The organism is Paenarthrobacter sp. OM7 (assembly GCF_029873575.1).
GTDB lineage: Bacteria > Actinomycetota > Actinomycetes > Actinomycetales > Micrococcaceae > Arthrobacter.
Window position 1 is genome coordinate 4483839 of sequence record NZ_CP123579.1, and the last position, 18183, is coordinate 4502021.

The 18183-nt window shown below is 63.4% G+C and carries 18 protein-coding genes; 8 read left to right on the top strand and 10 right to left on the bottom strand.

Annotation, left to right across the window (positions count from 1 at the left end; all coding sequences use genetic code 11):
* Nucleotides 1-81 precede the first annotated feature (81 nt).
* Complete coding sequence (locus QEH68_RS20720) at nucleotides 82-2796, bottom strand: FG-GAP-like repeat-containing protein (RefSeq protein WP_280624805.1); 2715 nt, start codon at nucleotides 2794-2796, stop codon at nucleotides 82-84.
* 227 nt (nucleotides 2797-3023) lie between these two features.
* Between QEH68_RS20720 and QEH68_RS20725 the strand changes: the two genes are divergently transcribed.
* Entirely contained in the window at nucleotides 3024-3260 is a 237-nt protein-coding gene (locus tag QEH68_RS20725) for a hypothetical protein (protein ID WP_280624807.1), read from the top strand.
* 23 nt (nucleotides 3261-3283) lie between these two features.
* On the opposite strand, the gene QEH68_RS20730 is transcribed toward QEH68_RS20725, so the two are convergent.
* Nucleotides 3284-3571, bottom strand: coding sequence for a MoaD/ThiS family protein (locus QEH68_RS20730; RefSeq protein ID WP_159707990.1), 288 nt, complete (start codon nucleotides 3569-3571; stop codon nucleotides 3284-3286).
* Nucleotides 3572-3578: 7 nt separating this feature from the next.
* On the bottom strand, nucleotides 3579-4742 hold the full coding sequence (locus tag QEH68_RS20735; RefSeq protein WP_280624811.1) for an exo-alpha-sialidase: 1164 nt from the start codon (nucleotides 4740-4742) through the stop codon (nucleotides 3579-3581).
* Nucleotides 4743-5050: 308 nt separating this feature from the next.
* On the opposite strand from QEH68_RS20735, the gene QEH68_RS20740 reads away from it, so the two are divergent.
* Both QEH68_RS20740 and QEH68_RS20745 read left to right on the top strand, forming a co-directional pair.
* Nucleotides 5051-6259 carry a GGDEF domain-containing protein gene (locus tag QEH68_RS20740; protein WP_280624813.1) on the top strand — a complete coding sequence of 403 codons (1209 nt, stop codon included), beginning with the start codon at nucleotides 5051-5053 and terminating at the stop codon, nucleotides 6257-6259.
* 219 nt (nucleotides 6260-6478) lie between these two features.
* On the top strand, nucleotides 6479-7258 hold the full coding sequence (locus QEH68_RS20745) for an isocitrate lyase/phosphoenolpyruvate mutase family protein (protein ID WP_280624814.1): 780 nt from the start codon (nucleotides 6479-6481) through the stop codon (nucleotides 7256-7258).
* A 53-nt stretch (nucleotides 7259-7311) separates the two neighbouring features.
* Here the strand turns inward: QEH68_RS20745 and QEH68_RS20750 are convergent, their stop codons facing one another.
* On the bottom strand, nucleotides 7312-8235 hold the full coding sequence (locus QEH68_RS20750) for a LysR family transcriptional regulator (protein ID WP_089596932.1): 924 nt from the start codon (nucleotides 8233-8235) through the stop codon (nucleotides 7312-7314).
* A gap of 181 nt (nucleotides 8236-8416) precedes the next feature.
* Here QEH68_RS20750 and QEH68_RS20755 point away from each other — a divergent pair, with 181 nt between their 5' ends.
* Together QEH68_RS20755 and QEH68_RS20760 are read left to right on the top strand one after the other, a co-directional pair.
* On the top strand, nucleotides 8417-8791 hold the full coding sequence (locus QEH68_RS20755) for a YgjV family protein (RefSeq protein ID WP_207595483.1): 375 nt from the start codon (nucleotides 8417-8419) through the stop codon (nucleotides 8789-8791).
* Between the two features lie 151 nt (nucleotides 8792-8942).
* Complete coding sequence (locus QEH68_RS20760; RefSeq protein ID WP_280624818.1) at nucleotides 8943-9974, top strand: LLM class flavin-dependent oxidoreductase; 1032 nt, start codon at nucleotides 8943-8945, stop codon at nucleotides 9972-9974.
* Between the two features lie 33 nt (nucleotides 9975-10007).
* Here the strand turns inward: QEH68_RS20760 and QEH68_RS20765 are convergent, their stop codons facing one another.
* A complete protein-coding gene (locus QEH68_RS20765) occupies nucleotides 10008-10208 on the bottom strand; it encodes a hypothetical protein (protein WP_207595485.1) in 201 nt (66 codons plus the stop codon).
* A gap of 193 nt (nucleotides 10209-10401) precedes the next feature.
* Here QEH68_RS20765 and QEH68_RS20770 point away from each other — a divergent pair, with 193 nt between their 5' ends.
* Genes QEH68_RS20770 through QEH68_RS20780 form a run of 3 tightly spaced genes read left to right on the top strand, consistent with a single transcriptional unit; the run spans nucleotide 10402 to nucleotide 13925 of the window.
* Complete coding sequence (locus tag QEH68_RS20770) at nucleotides 10402-13038, top strand: CHAT domain-containing protein (protein ID WP_280624820.1); 2637 nt, start codon at nucleotides 10402-10404, stop codon at nucleotides 13036-13038.
* Entirely contained in the window at nucleotides 13022-13363 is a 342-nt protein-coding gene (locus QEH68_RS20775; RefSeq protein ID WP_207595488.1) for a CU044_2847 family protein, read from the top strand. Before QEH68_RS20770 ends, QEH68_RS20775 begins: the two co-directional genes overlap by 17 nt.
* Before the next feature lie 55 nt (nucleotides 13364-13418).
* A complete protein-coding gene (locus tag QEH68_RS20780; RefSeq protein WP_280624823.1) occupies nucleotides 13419-13925 on the top strand; it encodes a universal stress protein in 507 nt (168 codons plus the stop codon).
* A gap of 424 nt (nucleotides 13926-14349) precedes the next feature.
* Here the strand turns inward: QEH68_RS20780 and QEH68_RS20785 are convergent, their stop codons facing one another.
* The 5 genes from QEH68_RS20785 to QEH68_RS20805 all read right to left on the bottom strand — a co-directional run bounded on the left by QEH68_RS20785 (nucleotide 14350) and on the right by QEH68_RS20805 (nucleotide 18129).
* Nucleotides 14350-14859 (bottom strand): glycosyltransferase, encoded by a 510-nt coding sequence (locus QEH68_RS20785; RefSeq protein ID WP_280624825.1) that lies wholly within the window; start codon nucleotides 14857-14859, stop codon nucleotides 14350-14352.
* A gap of 192 nt (nucleotides 14860-15051) precedes the next feature.
* Nucleotides 15052-16041, bottom strand: a complete 990-nt coding sequence (locus QEH68_RS20790) for an LssY C-terminal domain-containing protein (protein WP_280624828.1) — start codon at nucleotides 16039-16041, stop codon at nucleotides 15052-15054.
* Nucleotides 16038-16250: a hypothetical protein gene (locus QEH68_RS20795; protein WP_280624830.1), complete on the bottom strand. Its 213-nt coding sequence runs from the start codon at nucleotides 16248-16250 to the stop codon at nucleotides 16038-16040. The genes QEH68_RS20790 and QEH68_RS20795 overlap by 4 nt, the downstream gene beginning before the upstream one ends.
* Before the next feature lie 56 nt (nucleotides 16251-16306).
* Nucleotides 16307-17281 (bottom strand): NAD-dependent epimerase/dehydratase family protein, encoded by a 975-nt coding sequence (locus tag QEH68_RS20800; RefSeq protein ID WP_280624832.1) that lies wholly within the window; start codon nucleotides 17279-17281, stop codon nucleotides 16307-16309.
* A gap of 107 nt (nucleotides 17282-17388) precedes the next feature.
* A complete protein-coding gene (locus QEH68_RS20805; RefSeq protein ID WP_242703446.1) occupies nucleotides 17389-18129 on the bottom strand; it encodes a GAF and ANTAR domain-containing protein in 741 nt (246 codons plus the stop codon).
* Between the last annotated feature and the right edge of the window lie 54 nt (nucleotides 18130-18183).

The following is an 18183-nucleotide window of genomic DNA, read 5'->3' on the forward strand; positions in this document are numbered from 1 at the left end:
CACGAGACATTCCGGGTTTTTGCTTGCCCTAAACCTGAGGGCTTATGGCAACGGGGAAGGAGCCGCCAGACCTCGCCGATGCTACCGCGGGTCCACCGCCACCGGCTTGAACTTTCCCGTGCCCGTCCCGGAGTAAAGCAGCAGCGTTCCGTCGCCGGCTACACCAACCAGGGTCGGATCGCCTGTGCCCGTGAAAGCGTTGCCGAGGGCAGCGAAGGAGGTGAACATGTTCCATCCAGAGCCCAGGTACTGCCGTGCGAGGAACCCTCCGCTGCCGTTGCCCGGGTAAAGCCACAGCGCCCCGTCCGTCCCCCGGGCAAGGACATCTTCCCGACCGTCACCGTTGAAGTCGCTGCCCTGCATCACCGCATTGAAGATATTCCACCCGGTACCGACCTGCTTCCATGGCTGGAATCCCCCGGCCCCATTTCCGGGGTAAAGCCATAAGGTTCCATCCGCGGCGCGCGCCAGGATGTCAGCCTTTCCATCACCGGAGAAGTCGCCCGGCGCCAGCATCTGCGTGAAGCCCTGCCAGCCAGTGCCGATCTGTTTGCGGGCAAGGAACTGGCCCTTCCCGTCGGTCGGGTACAGCCACAGCGTCCCATCGGAGGCCCTGGCCACAAGATCCGGGTGCTTGTCACCATCAAAATCGCCCACACTCAAAACTGACGTGAAGACGTTCCAGCCCGTCCCCACCTGCACGCGCGGCAAGAAACCACCCGAACCGTTGCCAGGGTAGAGCCACAGGATGCCATTGGTGCCGCGGGCCAAAATGTCAGCGACAGCATCGCCGTCGAAATCCCCCGCCTCCCACACCTGGCTGAACTGGTTCCAACCGGTTCCAATCGCCAAGCGGTCCGCGAAGCCGGTCCCGTCACCGGGATAAAGGGTCATGCGTGAACCGACGCCGAGGACGTCGGCTTTGCCGTCTCCGGTAAATTCCTGCCCGCCGACGATGTCGCCCGCCAGGTTCCATCCAGTCCCGACGGCGGTACGCGGCAGGAGGCTGCCCTTGCCGTCGCCGGGGTAGACGTAGAGGGTGCCGTCCGACGAACGGGCCAGGAGTCCTGCTATACCGCCCCCGAACGTTCCCGCCGCCGAAAGACTGGTGAACGCATCCCAGCCCTGGCCGATCTGCCGCTGGGCCAGGAAGCCTCCGGAGCCGTTTCCGGGATAGAGCCACAGCCGGCCATCGGTTCCGCTTGCCACCAGGTCTGCCCGGCCATCGCCGTTGAAGTCACCAGGAGCCACCAACTGGGTGAAGCCCTGCCAGCCAATACCTACCTGCAGGCGTGGCAGGAACCCGCCCTTGCCGTTGCCCGGGTAGAGCCACAGAGCGCCGTCGCTGCTGCGCGCCAGAATGTCAGCGAAGCCGTCACCGTTGAAATCGGAGGTGCCCAGTACAGCGTTGAAAATATCCCAGCCACTGCCAATTCGCACGGGCTCTTCAAGACGGTTTCCGGGCAGCCCTGCATAGAGCAGAAGCGAACCGTCCGCTTCGCGGGAAAGGACGTCGGCAAGCTTGTCGCCGTCGAAATCGCCGGCGGAAAAGCTCATCCGCGTCTTCAGTTTGGTGTCAGCGTTGATGGTCACCGTGGCCGACGTGGCGCTGACCGAGTTGATGGTCACCCTGGTGCCCGTATAGGTGGTGAAAGTGCTGCCTGCCTGCCAGGCATGGTTCTGGCTGTACCAACCATTAAAAGGGGTGGTGTCCGGCATAAGAATCAGTGACGAGGCGATGGTGGCACCGCCGCGCTGGACGATTTTGACGCCCTTGTTGCCGCCAGAGAGGTAGCTGTCGTAAGCACCCACAGGCTGCCGGAGTTCCAGGTAGTAGACCTCCCGGCTGACAGGATCCGTGAACTTGATGGCGCGCTGGGCCTCTGTGCCGCCCCAGGGCTTCAGGGTGTAACTCTTGACTCCCGTGGCCACGCCGGTATCGCGGATTTCGTCGCCTCGACCGAGGCCTCCGTAGTCCCAAAACGTGGAGCTGATGACCGGCGAGTTCCACTGCGCAGCGCCCATGATGTCTGTGGTGTCGCCGTATTCGCGGATGTAGCAGGACGGGTCCGTGAACTGGCCATTGCTGTTGACGCCGACGTCGGATGCCCCGCTGCGGCACTGCAGGGCATCAGCGTGCATCATGCCAATGACGTGCCCGAACTCATGGCTCATCACGTTATTGGAGAAGTTGCTGATCTGCGGCATCAAGACGCGGCCACTGTAACTGCCGCTGCTGTAGCCGGCGCCGAGAGCGTTCCCGGACAGGGTGGTGGTGGGAATGTAGATCACAAGCGCCGTGTACGGGCTCGCGGACCAGTTCAGCTCGCTGGTGATGGTGGAGATGATGGAGCTGTAGCTGTCGGTCGACTTCGCCCTGGACTGGTGCCCGGCAACCTTGCTGTTCACCGTCATGGACAGTTTGTTGGCCGACATCGCCTGCCAGTACTTGCTGGCGGCCTCCACCGTCTTTTCGGCGTCGGCCATGGAGACAGTGTTGGCGTTGTCCGCCAGCTTTGCCGTCACCAGCCGGACACGGATGTCCCCGGCGGGGCCAATCGCTGCCGCACCGTCACGGAGGAGGGAGTCGACGTCGGACTGTCCCTTGGGTGCATCGTCAGCCGGCGGCGTCTCGAACGTGTGATCAGAATGCGGGGTGCCCTCGACGAACTGGACGTTCGGATTATCCGGACCCGGCACTGGAACGGCCGTGGCGGGGGCCTGAACAAAAAACAGGCCGGTGGCAAACACCACCAAGCCTGTGGACAACGCGATGGATCGCCGCAAAACACCCATTAAATCTCCCGGGGACGGAGCCTGTGGTTCCTGTGAGTCTCAAGAACCGAGATCAGGCTACAGCCGCACCCGCGATGCGCCGGGAAGGCGGGGCTGCGTCACCGGAAATGCAACCAACCCGGAATGCTAACCGGACCCTAACCACCCCGAAATACCGTGGCAACATTGCCACGCCACACTGGAAGGGCCGGCAAGTGCAGGCACCAGCTCCAGCCCAGGAGGCCACCATGTTGAAGGAAGTCACAACACACACAACACGAGTACGCGCGATCAGCCAGCTCCACCGTGGAGACGAGATCGAAGCCCGACTGTCCGTGGGACCCGCCTATGATGACGTGGTCATCCGCCGCGGACAGGTCCAGGAAACCGCGCCGGGTATCGGCGTTGTCTGGATCATGGATCACGCCTCCGGCATGAGGAAAGCCATCAATACCGACGAATGCAGTGTTTGGCGCGTCGCCTAAACCGGCCTGACCCCAAACCCCGCTCAGCCACCGGCCACGGACTGGACTATCAGGACCTCCTGGCCGGCTGCAACCTCCGTATCAAGACCCTTCAGACGCCGGACCTCATCACCGTTCACGTAAATATTCACGAAACGACGCAGCGCCCCGGTTTCATCACGCAAGCGCCTGGCCAGCACCGGGTAATCTCCGGTCACCGAATCAAGCAACTGTCCAACGGTCACAGCCCCGTCGGCGGACGCAGTCAGATAGGACTGTCCGCCGACGAGTGGCTGCAGGACACCAGGCAACAGGACCGTAAAGTCAGCCACAACGGGCCTAACCAGGTACCGGAGCGCTGGCTTGCCCTGCACGTGCGGCGCCCCTGGGGTTTCCCACCACGACGGCGGCCCTCACGCACAGGACGTCCGGCAAGTGCGAAGCCACTTCAGTAAAGGTCCCGCCCTCGTCGGCGCTGGCATATACGGCACCTCCACGCGTGCCGAAATACACGCCGACGGGCTCGGCGGTGTCCACGGACGCGGCGTCGCGCAGTACGGCGTTGTATTCGTGGTCCGGCAGGCCGGTATGAAGTTCTGTCCAGGTGTTGCCGGCGTCGTTGGTGCGGTGGACACTGAGCCTGCTGTCCGGCGGGATGCGTTCTCCATCGGCCTTCAGCGGAATCACCCACGCTGTTCCTTCACGCCGCGGGTGCGTCAGCATGACAAAGCCGAAGTCCGCAGGCAGCCCGTCCGCGATGGAATCCCAGTTCTCCCCGTTGTCATCCGTGCGGTACACGCCGTGATGGTTCTGCGCGTACAAACGGCCTTCGACGGCCGCGTCCGCTGCAATCTTGTGGACGCACTGACCGAACTCCGGGTTGGGATCGGGCATGAAGTAGGCCGAGATTCCTTTGTTTCGGGGCTCCCAGGAGGTCCCGCCGTCGAGCGATCTGTAAACGCCGCCCGTGCTCATGGCGATGTGGACCTTCTCGCCGGAAGGATCAACCACAATCGAGTGCGCCGCCGCGCCGCCATAGCCGGCACCCCACTCGCTGCGGTGCGGGTGGTCCCACAGTCCGCGGTTCAACTCGAAGTGTTCGCCCCCGTCGGTGGACTTCCATACTGAAATCGGCTCGCACCCGGCCCAGACAACGCCAGGGCGGGAGTCGGCGTCGGGGTAGATCTGCCAAACGCGTTCCAAGGCGGCATCAGTGCCGTCCGGGAATTTGATGGCACCTTGCTCGGGCTCTGTCCAGGTGTCACCAAGGTCATCAGAGTGGGCCACGGTGGGTCCCCAATGCTCTGATCTCACGCCCACCATAATCCGGGTTTTGCCGTCCCGCGTATCTATCCCGATGCTGGGAATCTCGCTCATCAGGAAGTGCGGGCCGGAAAGGGACCATTCTTTCCGGTCGGGGCTGGTTGCCAGCCACAGGCCTTTCTTGGTCCCGATCGCAATGACATAACTCTCTGCGGTATCTGCGGTTGCCATGCGTCCCATCGAACCACCAGGGCGGGTGGGTGGCAACGGTTTTTGGGCCTATGTGGATAGTCCCCTTTGCAGGGCAAGAACAACCCCTACGGTAACAGTGTGGTCAAACTCCAGATCGTGACGCAAAAATCGAGAAAACTTTTAGGGAGTTAAAGCGACCAACCTCCACCGGCACTGGGGAAAACGTGCTTGACTGTGGTTTTGCGGTCATGAGACCGAAACAACTTGATGGGGGATCAGATGTTTTGCGAGGTCAAAGAGCCATGAGGCCATCACGAGGGAACTCCGCGGTTGTAGCCCGGTAGCGGGGCCGCGTCGTGATAGCAGTTTCGCTGCAAGAGGGAACGATTGTTCTGGACCCCTTTTCCGTCAGGATGGTCCTCGGCTTGGTCATTCTGACCCTGATCGTCATTTCCTGTGTCTCGTCCCAGCGGAGACGCTCGCCCTACGCCGAGTGGTGGCGCGTAGCCCTATGCCTCTTTTTGGTGGGCAATGCCGCTTTCCTGCTGAACGGCACTGACTTCCAGCTGTGGGCCAACCCCGTGGGCAAGGTCCTGGTTGTTGCCGGAAGCTTCTGCATCTGGGCGGGAGCGCGCACACTGCGCGACCACCGAGTGCATCCCTGGTTCCTGGCGGCTGCGTCCATTCCCAGCGGTATCGCATCTGCACTGGATGACCCGGGGAACAGCGTATGGTCCGGCGGTTTGGTGTACCTGGGCCTGACAACGTTGGGTATCACGTTGGCGGGGCTGGAACTGTGGTTCGCCAAACCAGTCCGGTCCAGGATTACCAGGTTTCTGTCGATCATTGCCGGGCTGACAGCCTTGTATTACCTGTTCCGGACCGTCAGCTTTGTCCTGGACGGGCCCACCAGCCAGGTCTTCCGAACATTCTTTGGGTATGCGCCGGCCGCTCTGATGCATTTGATCCTGCTGGTGGCAGTGTCCTCCACCATGAACACACTCAGCAACAAGCAGTTGATCAAACGCCTCCGTGAACGTGCCGATCGTGACCACCTGACGGGCCTGCTTAACAGGGGTGCTTTCCTGGAGCTGGCCGCCCGGTCTCTTGCGGAGTCGTCCCCACGAGGTGCAGCGCTGATCCTTGCGGATTTGGACAACTTCAAAGCCGTCAACGATGAGCATGGTCACGCAGCCGGCGACTCCGCGCTCCGGGCTTTTGCTGCGGCCTGCACTTCTTCGGTCAGGTCGTCAGACCTCGTGGCGCGGTATGGCGGGGAAGAATTCGTCCTGCTGCTGCCGGGAGCGACACAACAGCGGGCTGAAGCCATCGCATCCGACATCAGTGGTCGGCTGGCGGCCATGAAGGGTCCGGATGGCCTGCCATTCCCGACAGTGAGCTACGGCGTGACGTCCACCGGCGCGGACGTCCAGGACCTGGCCTTCCTGATCAATGTGGCAGATGCCGCCCTCTACAGTGCCAAGGCCCAGGGACGGAACAGGGTTGTAGGTGCGGACCCCGCGGACGCGGAAGCCGCGGCTGAAGCCAGCCACCCGCCGTCGTAATTCAGGACTCCGCCTATCTGGCCATCGGTAAGCGCACCAACGCCAACGGCTCCGCGGCGGCGGCGCCAAACCTGGAGAAGGCCACGAGTCAAGGGTGGGTCGTTCACTGCCCGCGGGCGCTTGGTATCGCGTTGCGTGACGTTATGCCTAGGCTGTGGGAGGCAAGTGGGATTGGTCCCACCCGTGGAGCACGAAGAACAACAGTTACGGAGAGCGACGATGACTGAAGCAAACATCAATGCACGTGCACAACAGCTGAAAGCCCTGCACGAAGCCCCTGAAATCCTGAGTGTGGTCAATGTGTGGGACGCCATCAGTGCCCGCACGATTGCAGGACTTCCTGAAACGAAGGCCATCGCCACTGCGGGGCATTCCATTGCGGCAGCCTTCGGATATGCCGACGGAACCATGCCCCTGGACGTGGCGCTGGACGGTGTGAAGCGAATTGTCGACGCCGTGCATCACCCGGTCACCGCAGACCTGGACGATGGCTACGACAATCCTGCCGAAACCATCCGCCGGGCGATTGGAATTGGCGTGGTGGGCGCAAACGTTGAAGACCGCTTGCGGCCCTTCGACGAGGCCGTTGCCCGCGTACAGGCCATCATCTCGGCTGCTGCCGGGGAAGGCATCCCGTTCCAGCTGAATGCGCGCACCGACGCGATTGCCCGGGGTGGAGACCGGCCGATTGAGGAGAGCATCCAGGACGCCATCGCCCGGGGACGCGCCTTCCTGGACGCCGGAGCTTCGCTGGTCTTCGTGCCAGGTGCCATGACCCGTGAGGTCATCGAGCCCTTGGTGGAAGGCCTCGGGCACGGGAAGCTCTCCGTGATCGGCGCGCCGGGAGCGCTGCCGGCCGCAGAGCTTCAGGAACTTGGCGTGGCACGCGTGTCCTACGGTCCGTTCACCCAGCGGGTGGCCCTGCGTGCGCTTCAGGATCTGGCCTCGGATCTGTACGGCTCCGGTGTCATCCCTGCCGACACTCCGGCGCTGAACTAGCGCCGCCTGCGTGTGCCTGCCTGTACCTGTCCCGTCCTCGAAGGCGGGACAGGTCAGGAGGCCGATCGGGTGTCGAACGCCGCCGCAGATTCCCTCAGCAGCCGGGCCACCGTGTCCACAGGAAGACTCGCTGCCCGTCGCCGATCGAAGCGTCGCAGGGCGATATGGCGGGTGCCCAGCCCAGGAACGTCCAGGATGTCTACATGGTCGTGGACAACGCCGGTCAGCGCCAGGGTGGGCACAATGGCCACCCCCTCGCCGGCAGCGACGAGCGCCAGCGCGGTGAGGGTGTCGTGGTACTGATGGACAGTCTCAATCCGTGCTCCCGTCGAGTGGCGGAGGCGTCCGAGCACTGCAGTATTGGCTGCTGACGGCTCCACCCCCAGCCATGGCAAGTGCAAGCGGCTTAGGTCGATGTTGTCCGTGCCAAGCAGGCTTCCTGCGGGCACCACGAGCTTCCACGGCTCATCCAGCAGGGGCTCCTGGACCATTCCGGCCGCCATCGGATGCTGCTCTGCCGCCGTCGAATCCTGTTCGATGACCACAGCATCCAACTGTCGCTGGCGGAGCAGCCGCATCACCGCCGGGAAGCTGTCCTCAACGATCTGTATCTGCAGCTGAGGGTATTGGCTGCGCCACTCGGGAAGTCGCGGGATCACCACTGTGCGCATGAAACTGGTGAATCCGCCCACCCGCACGACTCCTGCGATGTTGACCTCGCTTTGCATCCGGGCGCGGGCGACGTTGAGTGCCCGTTCTATCTCTTCCCCTGCCTCTGCCATGGCCAAGCCGGCGGGTGTGAGCATTGATCCTTTGGGGGTGCGCAGGAGTAGCGCCTGACCTGCCTCAGTCTCGAGTTTGCTGAGCTGCTGCGACACCGCAGACGGCGTAATCCGCAGTTCGTCAGCCGCCGCCAGAACGCCTCCAGTGCGGGCGACAGCAAGGAGAACCAGCAGCCGGCGTGGGTCCACATCCATGTTAAGCACTCCTAAACACGGTCTTCAGAATATTGCAATTGATCTAAAGGTCATCGTCACTCAATATTGACTCAAAAGCACGATTCAGCAACGCAACACGTCTAGCGAATCAAGCCTCCACTCCGGACCACACGCCGCCCGCCGGCGTCACCGGGGTGCCTAAAATCTTGAAAGGACTCCCATGGAACTGCTGTTCGAAATCACCGGCTGGGCCGGCGCAGTGGCAATGCTCGGCGGCTACATGGCAGTGTCCATGGGCTGGTTGCAGGCGGGCACCACCTTCCAGACCGTGAACCTCTTTGGTTCGTGCGCCTTCATCGTCAACGGCACCCTTCATGGGGCCTGGCCCTCCGTGGTGACCAACGTGGCGTGGTTCCTGATCTCCGCTGTGGCGCTTCTCCGGATGCGGGCCAAGGAGGGCCCCGCGCAGCGTCCTGTGCAGCCCATGCAGGCTGAGCACGTGACGCCCCATGCTCACGAGATCCACTCTCTTGCCCCCGACACTGCCGCCCAGGTGATCGTCGCCGCCGCCCGCCCAGTCGCCACCTGCGCCTAGCCCGACCGCACGCCGCGCCTGGCCCCGCCGCCACGAGCAGTCCTTCCGCTGTGAACGGTCCGGGCATCACAAAAGGTAACGTCCCGCCGTCGACAGCGGGACCGGAGCCTATTCTGGGCAAGTAGCCGCCGCCCTACCGTGAAGGAAGCCCATGCCCACCCCCGAACATCCCCTGCGCAAGCTTGGTTTCCTCACTATTGGCCTGTTCGATCCCACGGATCCCGCTGCCGGGCACCAGTCCACGTTGGAGATCATCGAGCTCGGGGAGAGGCTTGGCTTCGACAGTGCGTGGCTCCGGCACCGCCACCTGCAGTTCGGGATCTCCTCGCCGGTAGCGGTCATGGCTGCGGCAAGCCAGCGCACCTCCAGGATTGAGCTGGGCACCGCGGTGACTCCGTTGGGCTGGGAAAACCCTTTGCGCCTTGCGGAAGACCTGGCCACCGTGGACCTCCTCTCCGGCGGTCGGATCAATCCGGGGCTGAGCGTCGGCGAACCCATGAATTACGACACCGTAAAACATGAGCTCTACCCGGACACTGCCGGCGTGGAGGACTTCAGCTACGCCCGCGTGAGCCGGCTTGCCCGCCTGATCGCCGGGGAGAAAGTGCGGGACTTCTCCGGTAAGCAGGGCGTGGTGGAAGAATTCTCCAACCGCGTGGAACCACACTCCGCCGGGCTGCGTTCGCGGCTTTGGTATGGGGCGGCGAGTATGAAATCGGCGGTGTGGGCAGGGGAAAACGGCTTCAATCTTCTCTCCAGCAGTGTGATCTTCCCGGACAAGGACCAAGAACCGGACTTCGCCGGGGTCCAGCAGTCAGAGATCCGCGCCTACCGTGAAGCCGCAGCCCAGTCGGGGAACACCGCCCGGGCCTCGCAAGGCCTGGTAGTGATTCCCACAGACTCGGCCTCAGCTGCCCAGCGGAAGAAGTACCAACGCTACGTCGACGAACGTACGCCACGCACCCGCGCGCCCCAAGGGCCGAAGGGCATGATGTTCGCACAGGACATCATCGGCACCAGCGACGACATCGCCGAGCAGCTCTACGCCCACCGAGGATTCCAGGAAGTGGACGAAGTGGCCTTCGCGCTGCCCTTCAGCTTTGACCATGAGGACTACGTACAAATCCTCACCGACATTGCAGTCAAACTGGGGCCGGCATTGGGCTGGAAGCCCGCCGGCTAAGCCGCCGTCAGTCAGGCCAGCCAGTCAGTCCCGTCAGTCCACGAACTCGGATTGTGTCTCGATGAAGTCCCAATCCGCATCTGTCAGCACGCCGCTGACCTTGTCCGGATGGGGCCCGCCGGCCTCAGCAATATGCTGCAGCACGGGTAGCGGAAGTTCGTCGGCGCGCAGGTTCTCACGCAGCCATTCCTTGCTGTCGAGGTGCAGATCAAGCCACCACATGAAAATTTCCATCGCGGACCGCCTTCCGTCAGATGAGCCATGGGTTCTGATGCGCCGTGGGCCCGGATTAACCGTAGGCCGGGTCAGGAGCGTCTACAAGGGTCCGGCTCTTGTGGCGGGCCGGGCTTAGGGCCAATCTATTCCTAAGGGTGCTCCCGGCCCACTCGATGGTCGGCCGGACTGCCCGTCACACAAGGGATCCGCGATGGACTGTGACATCGAGCTGGAGATTGATGCCGGCTCTGCACGCGGCGAATACACGGTGCGCGTGGTCCGTGCACCGGCGGGAGGCCATGCCTCGGGCATGTTCACCCTGGACGTGGAGGGCATCCTTGGACGGCTCCCCCAGCTTGAAGCCACCGTCCTGGCGTCCGCCGTGGCCGCCCGCAGGACCATGCCCGTGGCTGAGATGGCCGTCCGTGAAGTGGGCCAGCAGTTGTTCCAGGCCTTGTTCACCCGCGAGGTTTACGGCACCTACCGGGCGAGCCTCGGTGCGGCGCAGCATGCAGGCCAGCAGCTCAGGGTGGTCCTGAGGTTGTCCGCCCCTGAACTGGCAACCATGCCGTGGGAGACCCTGTTTGATCCCGAAACCGAAACCTACCTCTGCCAGACTGAGCCCCTCCTCCGCCATGTCCCCGCGCCTGACTACAACCTGAATCCCCTGGATGTGGCTCCTCCCCTGCGCATTCTGGGGATCGTCGCCTCGCCGCGGGACCTGCCCAGCTTGGACGTCACCGCCGAGAAGGACCATCTGAGCCGGGCCCTGGCCGGGCCGGTGTCCGAAGGCCGGGTGGAGCTGGTCTGGGCGAAAAGCGGAACCTGGGATGACGTGCAATCCATGCTGCTGGCCGGGCCTTGGCATGTGGTCCACTTTGTAGGCCACGGCGACTACGACTCCCGCACCGACGAAGGCAGGATCGCGCTGGTGGGACCTGACGGAAGGGCAGCCATGGTCCGGGCCGTCCGCCTCATGGCCCTGCTCAGCGTCGCTGCTCCCCGCCCACGGCTGGTGGTGCTGAACTCGTGTTCCTCCGGGGAAATGGGGCAGTCGGACCTCTTCTCCGGCACCGCGTCCGCTCTGGTCCGGAGTGGGATCGGCGCCGTGGCTGCCATGCAGTTCGCCATCAGCGACTCCGCCGCCATCGCCTTCGCCCACGGCTTCTACGCAGCAATCGCCAACGGTCGCACCGTGGACGAGGCAGCGCGGGTGGGCAGAATCTCTGTCATGGCCAGCCCGGACGGAACGCTCGAATGGGTCACCCCGGCCCTCTACGTCCGCGGCGGCACCACCCAGCTGTTCACACTCACAGGAACACCGCGCGCGCCGGCTTCGGTTGAAAGTTCGACGGCGGCAAGGGCCTCGGGCGGTCAGGCTTCGGAACCAGCCCACGCATCTGCGCCGGCCTCACCGCCCGGAACCGGTCAGGGCCAATCCACGCCGGCCGAGGCGGCGCCGGTGCCGGCCACAGAACCGCAGGCCAACGCCGGGCAGGCCATGAAACGGGCGCAGTTGCGGGCCCTGTATGTCCAGGCGTCCGCTGAGTTGCGGGCCCGGCGCTTGGAACAGGCAGTGGAACTGTTCGAAGACCTCCTCACGCTGGAGCCTGGATACCGGGACGCGACGGCGCTCAGAGACAGCGCCCGGCACCGGCTGGAGCTGGACCGCACCTACCGTGAAGCGCTCAAAGCAGAGGAAGCCGAAGACTGGCTGGCCGCGGCTGATGGCTTCGCCGCGGTGCAGGAGGACCCCGGGTTCCCTGACGCCGCCGCCCGACGCCAGGACTGCGAGCGCCGGCAACGGATATCGGACCTGCAAGGAGAGCTTCGATACCATTCCTCCCTGGGATCCTGGGAAGCAGTGCTGGACGTGTCGGCAGAGTTGGCCACCGTGGACCCCAATGCCGCAGATCCCGATGGGCTCGCAACCGCGGCCCGGACAGAGATCCAAAAGGCCAAGCCGAAAGAGCCACCTCCCGCTGAAGCGGCTGAGGTGCCTCCGACGCCTGGCGATCAGAGGCCCCACGGTTCGTACACGGCGGCGGATCTACCGGAGCGGCCAGCACGGACGAAAGACCCGACCCGCGCCAACCCCGGCCCATACACCGCCCCCGGCCCCGGCTCCCAACCGCGTTCAGTACTGAACCCAGCCCCTTCCGTCACCAAAGCCGAGGCACCCGCTGGGGTCCCGCCGTCGACCGCTGGCCTCCGGGGGCCAGCACCCGGCGTCCCAGCACCCGTCTCCGTTGGCGGGTTGGCTCCACCCCTGCGGACGCCCCTGCTGTGGGGCGGCGTCGCACTGATCGTGGCGGGCGGACTCGGGGCGTGCTTCGCGGTCTACTTCCTGTGGTTGGACGACAACTATTGGTACGAGAGCGGCGGCGACGGCTCCCTCCGCATCGTTTACGGCCTGGTGGCACCTCTTGGGTACCTGCTGTTGGCGGTCGCGGGCCTACCTGCCCGCACCACCATGGCCCGGGTGGTCATGACGGGGGTTGTTGTTTCGGGGGCTCTTTTTGGGCTCTCCGGGCTCACCGAAACGGTGGATCCAACTGCGGTGGTCGCCGGTTTTGTGCATGCGGGCTTCGGTTTGTGGGCGGGGATCCTTGCCCTGCGCTCCCGCACTTCCGAGCCGTACGGGTGGCTGCTGCTGTGGCCCACGGTGACGGTTCCGCTGGTCTGGGTCCAGGACAAGGGTGTCTTCCTTGAGTCCTGGTACCGGACTCACGCCTACTTTGTGCTGATTCAGCTGCTGGTTGTGTGCGCAGCCGGGATCGGTTTCGTGGTGGCGGCCCGCCGACTGCGGGCGTCGGAGAAGGGACAGGAACATGAGCAGGTTGGTTGAATTCACCACCGACGACGGCGGCACGGTTGTTGTGGAGGTCGCGAACGCAGCGGGGAGCCTGGTAACCCGGGGCGGTGATCACGCGGGGGACCATTCGGGGGTGTTCGCGCGGGCGCAGCAAACGTTCGAGCGGGCCCTTGCGCATGTGCGTCCAGCGGTGCAGGGGGTGATCGATGAGCTCCTGAGCCTGGAGAACCGGCCGGATGAGGTGAGCGTGGAGTTCGGCATTGACCTTCATGCCGAGGCGGGCGCTTTCATCGCGTCGGCAAGCACGGCGTCCAATTTCAAGGTGCGCCTCACGTGGAACAAGCCGGCGGAAACCTGACGCCGGCCCCTTCAACAGCCTGTTTTTTGGATCGCCCCGGCGCAACAATAAGGGTATGGCTGCGGAAAATTTCAGCGGACCGATTCCCTTGGTGGTGGGGGTTCTCCCGGACCAGCATGTTGAAGTACTCCAAACTGCCCGGACCTTGGCAGAGCGGCTCGGCGTCCCGCTGGTGTGCGCATATGTGGACGAGGCAAGTTACCTCGTCGAGTGGGACCCGGCCCGGGAGACACACCGGATGTCCCTCCACCCGGAGAAGGAAGATGCCGACGTCGAGGCCGTGCGCGGCGACCTCGGCAGGGTGATCGGGGAGGCGATGGACGGCGGCACGGCAGATTGGACCTTGCGCCTGCTGGCAGGTGACCCGGCGCGGGCCTTGGGCAGGCTCGCCGCGGACATCAACGCGTCCATGATCATTGTGGGAACGCCCGAGCCCGGTTTGGGGCACAGGATTTCCGAGGCACTCAACGGCTCAGTGGCCGCGTGGCTGAGCCATCACCAACGCCGGCCGGTGCTGATTGTCCCCCAGAAAAAACGGCCGGAAGCTGCCCATAGAAACTAAAGCGAAAGTACTTATTCGAGGTGGTGGCGAAGGGGTTGCGCGCAACGTAGAGTGATTACTGCAGGTCAGCGAAAGCGCCTGCTCAAAGACCGCTCCGGAGTGCGTATCCCCCAATAACGCACTCCGGAGCTCTTTTGTTTAACCCTGGAACGCTCTCCCACCCCCGCGCCCTTCGGCCCCACGACGGCGGCGCCCAGGTGAGTGCCGCCGTCGGACCTTAGGGGCAGCTTTCACTGTGTGGCTGGCTTCATGCCCCGTACCTTCACCACTCACTTTGAATCTCCGGGCAGTGCAACACGCCGCATTCACCGGCGTCTCCAGCCGTCAGCGGATTCAAAGTCGGTGGTTGCGGGACGGCCTACTTGTGAAAGCGGAGCTTCCACGGCGTAAGCGCCGACTCCAACTGCTCGCGGAGATTCATCTTCTAGGCACCTTCCACGCGTTCTTCAAAGTGGATGGGAATTTCGGCGATTGCCAATCCTCGCCTTGCCGCCCGGTAGTTCATCTCAACCTGGAATGAGTAGCCGTCACTTCGAACCGCCTGGACATCAATCTCGTTCAGTGCAGAGGCGGTCCAAGCCTTGAAACCCGCCGTTGCATCTTTGACTTTCAAGCCCAGGACCACACTCACATAGAAATTCGCCCAAGCGGAGAGGGCCCTGCGATGCCAAGGCCATTCAGCAGCCGTGGAACCCCCGGAGACATATCGTGAGCCGATAACCAGCGCCGCGCCGGAGGTTTGAATCCGATCAAGCATGGTGGGAATTGCCAGCACGGGATGGGACAGATCTGCGTCCATCTGGATGACGATCCCGGAGCCATCGGCCAGAGCGCGGGTCATTCCTGCCACGTACGCTCTGCCCAACCCATCTTTTTCTTTCCGATGGAGGACTGACACTGTTCCGCTGGATTCCGCTGCCAGTCGATCAGCCACAGCCCCGGTTCCATCGGGAGAGTTGTCATCGACAACCAGAACGTTGAGATTGGCAGCCAGTCTATTCAGTGGATCTTCATGACCTCCGCACGCCCTGCCTGCCCCGTGCCTTCGCCACCCACTTTGAATCTGAAACCACCCCGACACGCCACAAACGACGGCGTGTCGGACAGAGCCCACGCTCAAAGAAGGTCAGGAGGACACGCCCCGCCCCACCACGGATGCCGGAACGGCCGGGATGCGCTGCCGTTTGGCGTAGACCCTTGCCCGTTGGCTGGACAACGCCAGCAGGACCAGGATGTCCGAGGCAAGTCCGGAGAGACCCGCTTCGAGAGTGAGATTCGCGGTCCCGGTGGAGTAGTCGACGGCCTGCACCAGGATCGAGATGGAGCTCAGGGCCATTGCGATTACCCGGGCGCCGTTGCTGCCAAGGAAAATCCGCCATGCCAGGAACACCTCACCGAGCCCGAAGAGCAGGACGATGACCGCCATGGTGACAATCGCCGTCGTCGTGGTTTCCGGGTCCAGGGCGACGTCTTCGAGTCCGATGTCGCTACCGGAGCCCAGCAGTGTCATCGCCAAGGTAAAAGCGGCAATCGCCCGGATACCAACCAGGACAGCGCCGGTCACGATAGGTGCCGGGCGCCGGTCACGGCTGTCGGTCCGGCTGGGCGGCTGGTCGGCGGGGACCTGGACACGGCTGGCGTCGATGATGGGAAGGTCGCCGTCGGTGGAGATGGAGTCACCGCCGCCGTTGCGGGTGTGATATCCGGTGGAGAAGTCCTCGATCACCTGCACCGTGACGGCAGGCTCGGCGACGCAAACGGTGGAAACGATGTGGTCCCGCTCCACGTCCGTGTTCTGCTCGATTTTGTGCGTGATCTGCAGGGTGAAGAGCGAGAAGCCGACGCTGCGATCGTACGTGCCTGCCGCGAGCCAATCCACTTTGTGCCCACCGGGGAGGAGCCACCCCTCAGGGCAACGCCAGAAGCGGACGTGGTGGCGTTTTCCGGGGGTGTTGTTGACCTCTTGTTGGTAAGCGAAATCCTGTTGCCGGTCGAAGAGATACAAGGGGCTGACCGGCGCTTCGGTGTAGCTCTGCCGGAAAATGGTGGAGCTTATGATGCGGCGGCTGCTGGCGAAAGTGACGTCGTCGGCCATGGTCCATCCTGCGGACCTCATGATCGCATGGACCTGGGGCTCGGCTCCCAGTAACGCAACATTGACGGGATCGCCCAGAAGACAACGGAGAACCACAGCTGGCCCCACCCCAAGTGGAAGCTTTCCCCCACCAGCAGGAAGGCCAGCCACACCGCGGCAACTCCACCCAGGACGAAGAACCCGTGATCGAGCCGGCTGTCCGTGACGGCGTTGTTCGGCACTTTATCCATGAAACTCCCCCTGTGGCCCCTTAAGCTTCGGGCCTCGGGTGGGCAGTTGTCCAGGTTTATGTCAGCAGTTTCGGGACGTCGAGTTGTCCGTTGCCGATGAGCCACTGCACAGATTCCAGCACTGCCTGCTCGGGTTCGTAGCGCGGCGTATACCCGATCAGCGAGGTTGCCTTGTGGATACTCACGCAGTGATTGCGGGAGAGGTGGGCCCAGCTGATATCGGCAGATTCCTTGGTGGTGGTCCGCCGGAACTCCTCCCAGCCCACGGTTTCCATGCGGGGCACCTGCCCAAACCAGGAAGCAGCGACGCTCACGTAACCGCGCACCGTCAGTGCGCTCGGAGCAACAATATTGAAGTCCTCCCCGGCCGCAGCGTCCCGATTCAGGATGGCTTTCTCGAAGGCCTGCGCGACGTCGTCGGCATGCACATGATGCATCAGTTCATTACCGATTCCGGGAATCCGGAGTGGCTGCCCTGAGGCAATCGTCTGCCACACTCCAGGATCGAGGTTGCCCAAAGGCCCGATCGGCTGCCATCCAGGACCCACGATGTGCCCAGGATGAACCGATGTTGTGGCCAACCCTCCGGAAGCAGTCTCCTCCTTGAGCATGCGCACGATGTCACGCTTCTGGATCCCGTACTCATCCACCGGCTCTTCGGCGAAGTCCGCTCCTTCGGCAAGGGGCAACTTCAGGCTGACGCCGTATCGCCAGATGGAGCCACAGTGCAGCAGATGGCCTGTTTCGCCGCGCAAGCGATCCACCAGCGCAGTGGCCGACCCAACGGTGAAGCACATGAGGTCAACCACGACGTCGGCGCCCAGTTGAGCTATACGGTCACCAAAGATACCCTCGCGGTCCTCGAGCTCACGGTCCGCGGTGACCTGGCGGACCTGCTCCCACTCGGGGAAATCGGCATAGGGCAGGCGGCTTCCGCGGCTGATGTTGACGACCTCGTGTCCGGCGCGCACAAGCCTGGGGACAAGGAAGGACCCAATATGGCCGCTGCCACCGATCACTACGATTTTCATGGGTTCTCCGATCTCCACGAGTCACGGTACTGGCTTGTGGGAGTGATCGGTAGGTCCGCACGGGTTCCGGGGACCGCGGGCGGCTTCCACGTCTCCGGTCAAATCTCCTAAGCGTCGAAGTGGGTCCGGACCTTCGGGTCCTTGGTCAGGGAGGAGACTACCGAGGAGGCAAGGTCCCGGAGTTTGACGTTGCGTGTGCTGGAAGCGACCTGCAGGATCTTCATTGCCGCTTCCTGGCTGCAACGGTTTTGGGCCATGATGGCGCCGGTTGCCAGGTCAATGGTGGTCCGGGATTCCAAGGTGGCGAGGAGATGCTTCTTTGTTTCGGCCAACTGGCTGAGACGAACCGCCACGCGAAGTGCCTTGGACGCGTGATACGTGTACGCCTGGACCACATCAATGTCCACCTCGGTGAATCCGCGGGCCTTGGTGGAGTACAGATTCAGGCCGGCTTCGGCCTCCCCCTCAAGGGCCAGGGGAACGGACAGGCTGGATCCCACCCCCACCTGGACCGCGGCCGACGAGAAGGAGGGCCAGCGGTCATCGTTTGCCAAGTCAGGCACATGCACGACGACCTGTTCCCTGATCGCCGAAAGGCAAGGCCCAGCACCTATCGTGTATTGCGTTTGGTCGAGGCGCATTGCCCGTTCTTCACTACTTGCTACTGTCACGGGCTTCTTCCGACGCATGAGTGTGATGCTGCAGAAGGCGAGCGCAGGGTCGGTCAAAGTGACCGCTGAGAAATCGGCAAGTTCATCCAGCATTTCCTTCACATCCTGTGTCTTCAGGACAAGATCTTGCATGCGGTCAACGACGTAACTCGCGGGCAGAAGGGTTTGTTGCGCCACGATTGGCCTCGTTCCTGGATATTGGGGCGGTGTAAGAGTTTTGCTCAAGGAGTC